Source organism: Rhizobium sp. ARZ01, from assembly GCF_014851675.1.
In the GTDB taxonomy this organism is placed as follows: Bacteria; Pseudomonadota; Alphaproteobacteria; order Rhizobiales; family Rhizobiaceae; genus Mycoplana.
In genome coordinates this window covers 199,038-211,707 of the sequence record NZ_JACVAE010000001.1, presented here as the reverse complement: position 1 = coordinate 211,707, position 12,670 = coordinate 199,038, and the positions used below count along the sequence as shown (strand labels likewise).

Below are 12,670 nucleotides of genomic sequence, written 5' to 3'. Positions count from 1 at the left end.
CGGGGTTAAGAGAAATTGTGAGCGACATGACGAATAGGTTCATGGATCAGGCGTTGGCCGAAGCCCGCAAGGCGGCGAAACGCGGCGAAGTGCCGATCGGCGCCGTTCTCGTCCATGACGGCAAGATCATCGCCCGCGCCGGCAACCGTACCCGCACCGATCGCGACGTGACAGCGCACGCGGAGATCCTGGTCATCCGCGAAGCGGCCGAAGTTCTTGGCAACGAACGCCTCAACGATGCCGATCTCTATGTCACGCTGGAACCCTGCACGATGTGCGCCGCCGCCATCTCCTTCGCCAGGCTGCGGCGGCTCTACTATGGCGCTGAGGATCCCAAGGGCGGGGGCGTCGACAATGGCGTGCGCTTTTACGCTCAACCCACCTGCCACCACACGCCTGACGTCTATTCGGGTCTGCAGGAAAGCGAGGCGGCAGAGATACTCAGGCAGTTTTTCCGGGATCGACGCGAAGGCGACTGAATTCAGGCAGCCCTGGTCGATGCGGATACCTCGCGCCCGTCCATCACGATGCAGTTTCGGCCCGCGGATTTCGCGCGATAAAGATCTGCATCCGCCCGACGAAACAACTCCATTGGATCGAATGGGCCGTCGCTGATTGCGATTCCGATGCTGATGCTCAACGGGACCGGCCTTCCGTCGGCCAAGAGGCCGCTTACCAGTACGGAACGGCGGATGCGCTCGGCTACCTGAATGGCGCTTGTGCGATCCGCGCCCTGCAGAAAAGCCACGAACTCTTCCCCGCCAATCCTCGCCCATGGAGCGTTTTCTCCCAGGGTTTTGGTCATGACGGCACCGATCCTCCTCAGCGTTTCGTCGCCAACCAGGTGGCCGAAGGCATCGTTGATCTTCTTGAAGTGATCTGCGTCGGCGATCAACAGCGCAACCGGCCCTGCATTGGATCCTTTCGCTTCGAAGTTTGCGAAGAATGCCTCACGGTTGAGGCCGCCAGTCAGGGAATCCGTTCGTGCCTTTTGTTCAAGATCGGCATGCAGGCGTTTCAGCGTCAGATGCGCCTCCTCCAGTTCGCCATGCATGCGGGCCAAATCCTCGTGCTGCCGCGCAATGGTTTCCTTCTGGTGGAATTGGTAGGTGCTGGCAGGGCCGCCGATGAGCAACGGACACAGCACACTCATCCAGAAGCCCGGTCCGTCCGGGTGGCCACCCAGTATCGGCACCAACAACAGGACGATGCAAACGGAAACAACGACGGAGGCTCCCGTCGCGACTGCAGCCTTCATGGCCGTTTTTCTGCTGATACCCAACATGCGGCGGAAGCTATCCCTGCCGGGTTAAGAAGATATGAGATGTGAAGTGAAATTTGCAACTTTCACAACGCGGGCGTGTCAACCGGCCGCGAATGCCTTGAGTTTTTCGCCTGCCAGGCGGTAACGTACCCATTCGGTCTGCGGCTCGGCGTCGATCGCGTCATAGACGCGGATCGCCGGTTCGTTCCAGTCGAGCACGCTCCATTCGAAGCGGCCACATCCCTCGGCCACGGCGACCTGTGCCAGATGCCGCAGGAGCTTGCGCCCGACTCCGCCACCGCGATGGCCAGGTGTCACGTAGAGGTCTTCGAGATAGAGCCCCTTACGGGCCTGCCAGGTGGAATAGTTGTAGAACCAGATGGCGAAGCCGGCCGGAACCCCCATCTCAGTCTCGCAGATCACCGCGCGCGTCACCGACTTCGGTCCGAACATCGTCTCCGTCAGGGTCTCGACCGTCGCCTCGACCTCATGTCCCGCCTTTTCGTAGACGGCGAGCTCCGTGATGAAGCGCAGGATGACTGGCGCGTCGGACGCAGTCGCGTTGCGGATTCTGTAGTTCATCGCTTCTTGCTCGAAAATAAAAAGGCCGTTGTGCGGCAACCCGACAACGGCACTTCGCTGGAACATTGCGCAAGGGCGTCGCCCTTGCGCTGCAGACATCAGAACGGCCACCACGTCTTCGAGCCGCCGTTGGCCATTTTGGCCTCCTTCAGACGCCGGCGCTCCTTCTTCTTTTCCGGCTCGCCGAGGTCCGCGGCCGCCTCTTCGGGAAGCTTGCGATAGTCGAGCGGCGGATCGCTAAGGTAGCGACGCTTGTCGGAATAGAGGCCCTGCTGCAGCCTGCGCGCCTCACGATACTGCTCCGTCTGCTCCTTTGTCGAGAGCTGGCGCATCGTGTTGTTCTGCGTCTGCAGCGGAGAATTGTAGCCGATCTTGCGCTCGTTCTCGGTTGCCTCGGCCTTGAGACGGTCACGCATATCCTCGGGGTTTTCCACCCACTGCGGATTGTCCGTCGTAGAGGCGAGCGACTTCTGCGGCGTCACGAGCTGCCCCTGCTCCTTGGGCACCACGAGGCCGCCGCGCGGCGCGTAGGCGATCTTCTTGTCGCTGCTGTTCGGCGCCCTGAGCATGACCGAGTTGCCGATGTCGTCCATCAGCTGCTCGCCGCTCGTCTTGTCGGTTCCGTAAGTCGGGCCGCCGATGCAGCCGGAAAGCACAGCGCATGCGCCAAGCAGTGCCGCTACGCTGGCGCCCAGTCGAATTCCTCGCGTCATTCCCATGCAAACCCTTCCCAGCAGAGCCGGTGAATCACGTCGACCATGTTTGTCGGATGCCGTGCGTTGGCCGAGAAATCCGACGATTTTCAGGCAGCAATACCGGATGAAGCACAAATGTGCAATTCATCCGGTAACTTAGATGCCTTGTTCACAACCTTTCGTGATCACACCGCTCAAGCGGCGGCGCGAAAGCCGATCTCGCGAAGGGCTGCCGCATCGCGAGTGGAAACGTCCGGATAGTCCGGATCCGAGCCGACATCGGTGGTGATCCGCCAGGACCGGGCGCACTTCTTACCTTCTGCAAGCTTAGGCTCGACGGCGACGCCTGCGACTTCAGCAAGGCGGAAGGCCTCGGCCGGCCCCTCACCCGCGACGAGCGTGATCGCCGAGGTGATGCAGATCTCGGCGAAATCCTCGCCCTCCAGTGCCGCCATCAATTCCGTATCGGCGATGTAGACGACCGGAGCGGCTTCCAAGGACGAACCGATCCGCTTCTCACGGCGCTCGATCTCCAGCGCGCCGGTGACGACGGTGCGGACCGTGCGGATCTTCTCCCACTTGGATTCGAGCGCGTCGTTCTTCCACTCCGCCGGGATCTGCGGGAATTGCTCGAGGTGAACCGAAACCGCATCGGGCTTGTGCGACAGCCAGGCTTCCTCGGTCGTGAACGGCAGCATCGGCGCAAGCCACAAGACGAGGCAGTCGAACAGCTTGCGGATGACCGCAAGTGCTGCGCGGCGGCGCAGGCTGGAGGGTGCGTCGCAATAGAGCGCGTCCTTGCGGACATCGAAGTAGAAGGCCGACAGCTCGACGTTGGAGAAGTCGATCAGCGCGCGGGCGATCTTCTTGAAGTCGAAGGCGTCGTATCCCTCGCGCACGAGCTTATCCAGCTCGGCGAGGCGATGCAGCATCAGCTTTTCCAGCTCCGGCATGTCGGCATAGGCGATCTCCTCACCCTTGTCGTGCGCTAGCGTGCCGAGCATCCAGCGGATAGTGTTGCGCAGCTTCCGGTAGGCGTCGATGTTGGTCTGAATGATCGTCTTGCCGAGGCGCTGGTCTTCCCAGTAGTCCGTCGTCATGACCCAGAGACGCAGGATATCGGCGCCGGCGTCCTTCATGACGTCCTGCGGCGAGACGACGTTGCCCTTGGACTTCGACATCTTCTCGCCCTTCTCGTCCATCGTGAACCCGTGGGTGACAACGGCGTTATAGGGCGCGCGGCCGCGCGTCGCGCAGCTTTCGAGCAGCGAGGAATGGAACCAGCCGCGGTGCTGGTCTGAGCCTTCGAGATAGACGTCGGCCGGCCACTTCAGGTCCGGGCGGTCTTCGAGCGTGAAAGTGTGGGTCGAGCCCGAGTCGAACCAGACGTCGAGAATGTCCATGACCTGCGTCCACTTGGCGTGGTCGTGGTCATTGCCGAGGAAGCGCTCCTTGGCGCCGTCGGCGAACCAGGCATCGGCGCCTTCCTTCTCGAAGGACTCGAGGATACGGGCATTGACCGCCTCATCGAGCAGTACGTTGCCGTCGTCGTCAGCGAAGATGGCGATCGGCACGCCCCACGCTCTTTGACGGGAAAGCACCCAGTCCGGGCGGGCTTCGATCATGGCGCGCAGACGGTTCTGGCCGGCGGCTGGCACGAAGCGGGTGGCATCGATCGCCGACAGCGAGCGCGAGCGCAGCGTCGTGCCATCGCCGAGTTCCTTGTCCATGTAAACGAACCACTGCGGCGTGTTGCGGAAGATCACCGGCTTCTTCGAACGCCAGGAATGCGGATAGGAGTGCTTCAGGCGGCCGCGGGCGAAGAGCGCGTGACGGGCGATCAGCGCCTTGATGACGCGGTCGTTGGCGTCGCCCTTCTTGCCCTTGTCGTCGATGACGCGGCCGGCACCGCCCTCCGCATCCGGGCCGAAGCCGGGCGCGTCGGAGGTGAAGTAGCCGGCGTCGTCGACGGTGAAGGGGATGGCCGAGGAGATGCCACGCGCTTCGAGCGCGCGGGCAGAATCCATCCAGGCGTCAAAGTCCTCGCGGCCGTGGCCGGGGGCGGTGTGGACGAAACCCGTGCCGGCGTCGTCGGTGACGTGGTCGCCGTCAAGCAGCGGCACCTTGAAGTCGTAGCCGCCGCCGAGACCGTGCAGCGGATGGGCGCAGGTGATCGCGGCGAGCTCATCGGCCTCAATGTCGCGGACGAAGTTGAAGGTCAGCTTGGCCTTGGCGGCGGACTCGTCCGCAAGCCGCTTGGCGAAAATCAGCTTTTCGCCCGGCTGCGGGCCGAAATCGTTCTCGGCGGTCGCCACTTCATAGAGGCCGTAGGCGTAGCGTGAGGAAAACGCGACCGCGCGGTTGCCGGGGATCGTCCACGGGGTCGTCGTCCAGATGACGACGAAGGTGCCGGCAAGCGCGTCCGGGCCTTCCTTGACCGGGAATTTCACCCAGATCATGTCGCTCTCGACGTCAGCATACTCGACTTCCGCCTCGGCCAGCGCCGTGCGCTCGACGACTGACCACATGATCGGCTTGGAGCCGCGGTAGAGCTGGCCGCTTTTCGCGATCTTCATCAGTTCGCCGGCGATGCGGGCTTCCGCATGGAAATTCATCGTCGTGTAGGGGTTTTCGAAGTCGCCTTCGATACCGAGACGCTTGAACTCCTCGGTCTGCACTTTGATCCAGCCGGTAGCGAAGTCGCGGCATTCCTGGCGGAACTCGTTGACAGGAACCTCGTCCTTGTTCTTGCCCTTCTCGCGGTATTTCTCCTCGATCTTCCATTCGATCGGAAGGCCGTGGCAGTCCCAGCCGGGCACGTAGTTGGCGTCATAGCCGCGCATCTGGAACGAGCGGTTGATGACGTCCTTGAGGATCTTGTTCAGCGCGTGGCCGATATGGATGTTGCCGTTGGCATAGGGCGGGCCGTCGTGCAGGACGAACTTCTCGCGGCCGGCGGCAGAGGCGCGCAGCTTCTTGTAGAGATCCATCTTCTGCCAGCGGGCCACCGTTTCCGGCTCCTTCTGCGGCAGGCCGGCACGCATCGGGAAATCCGTCTGCGGCAGGTAGAGGGTGGAGGAATAGTCGATCTTCTCAGCGGTATCGGTCATGGCTTGGCTATCGCTTCATCGCGCGAACTGTCGCGCTACAGGTGGGAATCTGTCTGTCGGTGACGGCGGGGGCGTTGTTCGAAACGCCCGAAATCCCGGACCTTCCGGCCTCGCTCAGAGCGCGCGGAAGGCCGGGCCACTAATTCGCAGATCGATGGTCAGCCGGTAGAACATCATGACGCGCGGTATTACGGCGTTTTGGCGCGATTGAAAAGGTGCGGAGACGCAGCCCGCACGTTTTCTTCTTCAGCAACAGAGCAGCCGGTCGATTTCGCCGAGGGGGCGCACATCTGAAAGGAGTGCCCGCGCCTCCTCCTCGTCGCGCTTCATCTGCACGACCAGCGCGTCGAGTCCGTCGAATTTCAGTTCGTCGCGCAGGTGCTCGAAGAAGGACACCGTGCAGGTTTCGCCATAGAGATCGCCGGAAAAATCGAAGACGAAGGTCTCAAGCAGCGGCGCACCGTTGCTGTCGACGGTCGGCCGACGGCCGTAGCTTGCGACGCCGTCGAAGAGTGTCCCGTCGGCGCGGCGGAAGCGGACCGCGTAAATACCGGTTCGCAGTTCCACCTCTGGCGGAAGCTGCATATTGGCGGTGGGGAAACCGAGCGTGCGACCAAGCTTCTTGCCGCCGATCACCTCGGCTTCCACCGTGTAGTGATAGCCGAGCAGGCCCGCGGCTTCAGGCACGCAGCCTTTCGCAAGCAGTTCGCGAATGCGGCTCGACGAGATCACCTCGGCGCTCTCGTCACGGAAGGCATCCACCAGGGTCACGCCGAAGCCGTTTTCCTCACCGGCTGCCATCAGGAAGGCCGGTCCACCTTCTCTGCCCTTGCCGAAATGAAAATCGAAGCCGGTGACGACATGGCTTGCGTGCAGCCACTCCATCAACACCTGGCGGACGAAATCCGCTGCCGCCGTCTGCGAGAACTGCCGGTTGAAGGGATATTCGATCACTGCCGAAAACCCCATGCCCTCGAGGATTTTCGCCTTCAATGACGCAGGCGTCAGGCGGAAGACCGGCTGATCGGGGCGGAAGACCGTGCGGGGATGCGGCTCAAAGGTGAGGACCAGCGCCGGCACGCCTCGCGCTTTGGCGATATCCAGCGCCCGCTGCAAAACCGACTGATGCCCCCGATGAACGCCATCGAAATTGCCGATCGCGATCACGCCGCCGCGAAGACGCTCGGGCAGCGGCTCCTTCGTTTCGTTGCGATGGAATACGGTCATGTGCCCTCGTCCGTTGAAATCACTGCAATCGCGGCATCCACCATTTCGGCGCCGCCTTCTCGCGCGCCAGAAACGCTTCCAGCTTCGCCTCGTCGGTCTTGCCGTCCTTGACATATTCCTTGGCGTGAATGCCGCCGGAAATATAGAGCACATCGAGGCCGAAGGCTTCGGCGCCGCGCACGTCGGTCGGCATGCCGTCGCCGATGGCAATCACGCGTGAAAGATCGAACCCGTCCCGCACCTCGCGTGCCTCCTCGAGCGACTTCTCATAGATCGGCCGATGCGGCTTGCCGGCGATCAGCGTCGTTCCACCCAGGTCTGTGTAGAGCTTGGCGAGCGCGCCGGCGCACGGGATCAGCCGATGGCCGCGTTCCACGACCAGATCGGGATTGGCGCAGATGAAGGGCAGATGGCGGGCCGCGAGCTTTTCCAGCTCCGCGCGATAGTCCTCCGCCGTTTCCTTTTCGTCATTGCGCAGGCCCGCGCAGACGACGATGCCAGCTTCCTCCGCCGAAACGGCCTCGACGCCAAGGCCGTCCAGCAACGCCTCGTCCTTGCGCGCACCGATGAAGTAGATCTTCTCCGGGCCGGCGGTGATCAACGAGCGGGTCACGTCGCCGGAGGTCACGATGCGGTCATAGGCCTCATCCAGAACGCCAAGGCCGCGGATCTGCACTTTTACACCGGGGCGCGGGCGCGGCGAATTGGTGATCAGCACAACCGTCAGGCCGGCGGCGCGCGCTTCTGCCAGCGCCTCGGAAGCCTGCGCGAAGGCCTCGACACCGTTGTGCAGTACGCCCCATACGTCGCAGAGCACGACGTCGTACTGATCAGCGATCTCGCGAAAGGATTGAATACACTTGGCCATGCTGGTTCCCCGATCCTGAAGAGCCCGGCTGACATCGCAAAGCCGGACCGAGAAAACAAGGGCCAAATGGCAATTTTGCCGTTCACCGGCTCAAATGAGCGCGTTCAGGGCGAACCCCGCCACCGCACAGACAAGGAGCGTGTAGACGATCCCAAGGCGCAAGCGGAACAGCATGAGGGCTGCAGCGGCGGTCAGCAGGAGAGAAAGGGGATCGAGAGAGGCCGGTTCCGGCAGCGCCATCGAGACCGGGCCGATCCGAAGGGTACCCACCTCCCGGAAGAGAACGTGCAGGCCGAACCAGACGGCGAGATTGAGGATGACGCCGACGACGGCCGCCGAGATCGCCGCAAGCGCGCCGGACAGGGCTGCGTTGGCGCGCAGACGCTCGACATAGGGCGCACCGAGGAAAATCCAGAGGAAACAGGGAACGAAGGTCACCCAGGTGGTGAGGAACGCGCCGAGCAGGCCGGCCACGAGCGGATCCAGACCTGCCGTATCCCGGAACGCGGCGAGAAACCCGACGAAGGATAGGACGAGGACCAGCGGCCCCGGTGTCGTTTCGGCGAGCGCCAGCCCGTCCACCATCTCTCCCGGCTTCAGCCAGTGATAGGTCTCGACCGCCTGCTGGGCGACATAGGCGAGCACCGCATAGGCACCGCCGAAAGTGACGACCGCCATCTTGGAGAAGAAGATGCCGATGTCGGCAAATGCACCCGGCCCCTCGGGGAGCAGCGGCAGAAGCGCAAAGGGCGCCGCCCAGAGAGCGGCGCCCACGACGGTGACGCCGAGTGTTGCGCCAGGCCCCCGCCGCCTGTCAGCAAAGGTCTCACCGACCACCGAGGGTTTGTCTGGTGCATGCGCCTTGTGGCCAGCCGGCGGCTGCAAAAGCCCCGGCGACCTACGCGCGACAAGATAGCCTGCAATGCCCGCCGCCGCGATGACCAGCGGAAACGGCAATGCGAAGAAGAACAGACCCATGAAGGCGAGTGCTGCCAGAAGGCGTGCGAACGGCGTCTTGAGTGCGCGACCGGCAACCCGCACCAGCGCCTCGAGGACGATCGCCAGAACTGCGGCCTTCAAGCCGAAGAAGAGATTTTGCAGCCAGTCGGTCCGCTGAAAAAGAGCGTAGGCCGCCGACAGCGCGCAGATGACGAGGAAGCCCGGCAGCACGAACAGCGTTCCGGCCACGATGCCGCCGCGCGTGCCGTGCAGGAGCCAGCCGACGTAGGTGGCAAGCTGCTGGGCCTCTGGCCCCGGCAGCAGCATGCAGTAGTTCAGTGCATGCAGGAACCGGCTCTCCGAGATCCAGCGGCGCTCGTCGACGAGTTCCTTGTGCATCAGCGCGATCTGGCCGGCCGGACCGCCGAAACTCAAAAGACCGATCTTCGCCCAAACGCGGAGCGCCTCGCGAAAGGAGGGATGCGGCGGCGCCGACAGCTCGGCACCGCCGGAAAGAACCGGCTTATCCACGATCGTCCCTCTTGCGCGGCGTGTGCGAGACCCAGTCGTGCTTCTCGTCCGTGGCGTCACGCGCCCAGCGATAGAGCGCGTCATAGACGAGCATGCCGGCCTCAAGCTGTTCGAGATCGTCGACATACATGCGCGACAGACCGAGCGAAATTGCGAGCAGCCCCGCCGCCTGCGGTTCGAGATCGGGCCGATTGGTGTCGGCGCCACGGACGATGCGCGCCACATGCTTCAAGGCGGGGAAGGAAAGGCCAAACTCCTCCACCATCACGTCGAAGCTGCACAGCTCGCCCCGATGGCTCCAGAACACGCCCTCAACATCGAAAGGCGTTGCCCCGAACCGTTCGGCCACGGCCTCCACCTCGGAGGGAGAGACGAAGAGAAATCTCGCTTCAGGATCGATGAAACGGCGGATGAGCCAGGGGCAGGCGATACGGTCGATCTTCGGGCGCGACCGCGTGACCCAGAGCGTGCCGCCGGCCGTCTCTTCCTGCGGCAAGCTCTTGACCGGAACGAGCGGCAAGGCAGTCTCCTGCCATGCGGCAAACCCGCCTTCGAGGATTTCAGCTTGCGCGCCGGCACGGCGCAGGAAGGCGGCAACGCCCTCGCTCAGCTTTAGCCCTTTCTGGCACGTGACCACCACCCAGCGGCCGCGGTAGGCCGGAGCCCAGGCCTCGACATCTGCGTAGCTTTTGCGGATTGCCGAGGGTAACAGGCAAGGAGCGGCGGCGAAATCATCGTCGTCGCGCACATCGATGATGACCGGCGCTCTCGGCGTGCCGATCAGGCGAGCAAGTTTTTCGGGAGAAATTGCGTTGTAGGAAGCCATGATACGTCCCTCGATAGAGCCAAAAAGGACGCGAAATTCGGCATGGCGCCTCGTGGGGCATTCGCAAACCCCATGCCACCGTTAAACATAATCTCGGCAATCAAGTCAATCGGATCCGGGGAGCCAACTTTTTTGATGGCCAATTCTTGACTCCATCCGGACCCAAGCCTATCTCCCCTATCGCTAGCACTCACCAACTTGGAGTGCTAACACCTATCCACCGGGTCGGACCCGACCTGAGAAATGTCATTTGATCGAGGGATTAGACAATGGCAAGCACCAACTTCCGTCCGCTGCACGATCGCGTCGTCGTACGTCGCGTCGAGTCCGAGGAAAAGACCAAGGGCGGCATCATCATTCCGGATACCGCGAAGGAAAAGCCGCAGGAAGGCGAAATCGTCGCCGTCGGTTCGGGCGCGCGTGACGAAAGCGGCAAGATCGTCGCTCTCGACGTCAAGGTCGGCGACCGCGTCCTGTTCGGCAAGTGGTCCGGCACCGAGGTCAAGCTCGACGGCGAAGAGCTTCTGATCATGAAGGAAGCCGACATCATGGGCATCATCGGCTGATCGCCGGTTCCCCACGAACGTTTCTGTAAATTTCAAGCCGGAACCACCGGCATTTCGAAACCAGGAGTTTTGAAAATGGCAGCCAAAGAAATCAAATTCGGCCGCACCGCTCGCGAAAAGATGCTTCGTGGCGTCGACATTCTCGCTGACGCAGTGAAGGTCACGCTCGGCCCGAAGGGTCGCAACGTCATCATCGACAAGTCCTTCGGCGCTCCGCGCATCACCAAGGACGGCGTTTCCGTTGCCAAGGAAATCGAACTGGAAGACAAGTTCGAGAACATGGGCGCCCAGATGGTCCGCGAAGTCGCTTCGAAGACCAACGACATCGCCGGTGACGGCACGACCACCGCAACCGTTCTGGCCCAGGCGATCGTTCGTGAAGGCGCAAAGGCCGTTGCTGCCGGCATGAACCCGATGGACCTGAAGCGCGGCATCGACCTCGCCGTCAAGGAAGTCGTCAAGGATCTCCAGGCCAAGGCCAAGAAGATCAACACTTCGGAAGAAGTTGCACAGGTCGGCACGATCTCGGCAAACGGCGAAAAGCAGATCGGTCTCGATATTGCTGAAGCCATGCAGAAGGTCGGCAACGAGGGCGTCATCACGGTTGAAGAAGCCAAGACCGCCGAGACCGAACTCGAAGTCGTCGAAGGCATGCAGTTCGACCGCGGCTACCTGTCGCCCTACTTCGTCACCAACCCGGAAAAGATGATCGCAGACCTCGACGACGCTTACGTTCTCCTGCACGAGAAGAAGCTGTCGAACCTGCAGGCGATGCTCCCGGTTCTTGAAGCCGTCGTTCAGACCGGCAAGCCGCTCGTCATCATCGCTGAAGACGTCGAAGGCGAAGCTCTTGCAACGCTCGTCGTCAACAAGCTGCGTGGCGGCCTCAAGATCGCTGCCGTCAAGGCTCCTGGCTTCGGCGATCGCCGCAAGGCCATGCTCGAAGACATCGCCATCCTCACGGGCGGCACGGTGATCTCCGAAGACCTCGGTATCAAGCTCGAAAACGTCACGCTCGACATGCTCGGCCGTGCGAAGAAGGTTTCGATCTCCAAGGAAAACACGACGATCGTCGACGGTGCCGGCCAGAAGGCTGAAATCGAAGGCCGCGTCGCTCAGATCAAGGCCCAGATCGAAGAAACCACTTCGGACTACGACCGCGAGAAGCTGCAGGAACGCCTTGCAAAGCTCGCCGGCGGCGTTGCTGTGATCCGCGTCGGCGGTTCGACGGAAATCGAAGTGAAGGAAAAGAAGGACCGCATCGACGACGCGCTCAACGCGACGCGCGCTGCCGTTCAGGAAGGCATCGTACCGGGCGGCGGCGTCGCTCTGCTGCGTGCCTCCGCCCAGCTGAAGGTCAAGGGCGAGAACGCCGACCAGGAAGCCGGTGTCAGCATCGTTCGCCGCGCCCTGCAGGCTCCTGCCCGCCAGATCGCCGAGAACGCTGGTGACGAAGCTTCGATCGTCGTCGGCAAGATTCTGGACGAGAAGAGCGACAACTTCGGCTACAACGCCCAGACCGGCGAGTATGGCGACATGATCGCCATGGGCATCGTCGACCCGGTCAAGGTCGTTCGCACCGCTCTCCAGGACGCTGCTTCGGTTGCCGGCCTGCTCGTCACCACCGAAGCCATGATCGCCGAGCTGCCGAAGAAGGAAGCTGCTGGCGGCATGCCGGGCGGCATGGGCGGCATGGGCATGGACGGCATGATGTAATTAGACGAAAGTCTTATGACATGCAGGGGGCGGCCTTCGGGCCGCCCTTTTTGTTGTTTCCTGCGACTTGATAGCTGCAAATTCGTGCTTGAAGTTATTGCTGGTTGCAAAAAACACAGTATAGAAGCGCCCCAAGCAAGCAAAAGACTTGCCGGAAGGGGTGAGGTGTCGGGAATGCGAGGGCCGGGAACGCGTTGCGCATTAACCCTGCAGCGAACATGTCCTTTGAATTCAAGGAATGCCTAATCATAATATGATTGCCGGCACGATCGAAAGATCTTGTCGGAGGACGGCTGTTTGACTGGCAGGCTCTTTGCCGGGACCGGACAGGCGTCGCGAAGTGAAT

At 62.3% G+C, this 12,670-nt stretch carries 11 protein-coding genes; 3 read left to right on the top strand and 8 right to left on the bottom strand.

From position 1 onward, the window contains the following. The first annotated feature begins 26 nt into the window (after window positions 1–26). Window positions 27–479, top strand: a complete 453-nt coding sequence (locus IB238_RS00940; protein WP_192242532.1) for a nucleoside deaminase — start codon at window positions 27–29, stop codon at window positions 477–479. Between the two features lie 2 nt (window positions 480–481). Here the strand turns inward: IB238_RS00940 and IB238_RS00935 are convergent, their stop codons facing one another. The 8 genes from IB238_RS00935 to IB238_RS00900 form a co-directional block, all read right to left on the bottom strand. Further along, window positions 482–1,258: a GGDEF domain-containing protein gene (locus IB238_RS00935; RefSeq protein WP_192242530.1), complete on the bottom strand. Its 777-nt coding sequence runs from the start codon at window positions 1,256–1,258 to the stop codon at window positions 482–484. Between the two features lie 105 nt (window positions 1,259–1,363). Next, the gene (locus IB238_RS00930) at window positions 1,364–1,846 is read right to left on the bottom strand and encodes a GNAT family N-acetyltransferase (protein ID WP_192242528.1); all 483 of its coding nucleotides are present in this window, start codon (window positions 1,844–1,846) and stop codon (window positions 1,364–1,366) included. 98 nt (window positions 1,847–1,944) lie between these two features. Further along, window positions 1,945–2,565: a hypothetical protein gene (locus IB238_RS00925; RefSeq protein WP_192242526.1), complete on the bottom strand. Its 621-nt coding sequence runs from the start codon at window positions 2,563–2,565 to the stop codon at window positions 1,945–1,947. 170 nt (window positions 2,566–2,735) lie between these two features. Beyond that, window positions 2,736–5,651, bottom strand: coding sequence for an isoleucine--tRNA ligase (gene ileS, locus IB238_RS00920; RefSeq protein WP_192242524.1), 2,916 nt, complete (start codon window positions 5,649–5,651; stop codon window positions 2,736–2,738). Between the two features lie 246 nt (window positions 5,652–5,897). Next, on the bottom strand, window positions 5,898–6,878 hold the full coding sequence (locus IB238_RS00915) for a bifunctional riboflavin kinase/FAD synthetase (RefSeq protein WP_192242521.1): 981 nt from the start codon (window positions 6,876–6,878) through the stop codon (window positions 5,898–5,900). Window positions 6,879–6,897: 19 nt separating this feature from the next. Next, the gene (locus IB238_RS00910; RefSeq protein WP_192242519.1) at window positions 6,898–7,746 is read right to left on the bottom strand and encodes a TIGR01459 family HAD-type hydrolase; all 849 of its coding nucleotides are present in this window, start codon (window positions 7,744–7,746) and stop codon (window positions 6,898–6,900) included. 90 nt (window positions 7,747–7,836) lie between these two features. Further along, window positions 7,837–9,216 (bottom strand): chromate efflux transporter, encoded by a 1,380-nt coding sequence (gene chrA, locus IB238_RS00905; RefSeq protein ID WP_348648180.1) that lies wholly within the window; start codon window positions 9,214–9,216, stop codon window positions 7,837–7,839. Further along, entirely contained in the window at window positions 9,209–10,042 is an 834-nt protein-coding gene (locus IB238_RS00900) for a sulfurtransferase/chromate resistance protein (RefSeq protein WP_192242515.1), read from the bottom strand. Before IB238_RS00900 ends, chrA begins: the two co-directional genes overlap by 8 nt. Before the next feature lie 269 nt (window positions 10,043–10,311). Here IB238_RS00900 and groES point away from each other — a divergent pair, with 269 nt between their 5' ends. Both groES and groL read left to right on the top strand, forming a co-directional pair. Next, a complete protein-coding gene (groES, locus tag IB238_RS00895; RefSeq protein WP_192242513.1) occupies window positions 10,312–10,608 on the top strand; it encodes a co-chaperone GroES in 297 nt (98 codons plus the stop codon). Window positions 10,609–10,683: 75 nt separating this feature from the next. Then, window positions 10,684–12,324, top strand: coding sequence for a chaperonin GroEL (gene groL, locus IB238_RS00890; RefSeq protein WP_192242511.1), 1,641 nt, complete (start codon window positions 10,684–10,686; stop codon window positions 12,322–12,324). The last annotated feature ends 346 nt before the right edge of the window (window positions 12,325–12,670 follow it).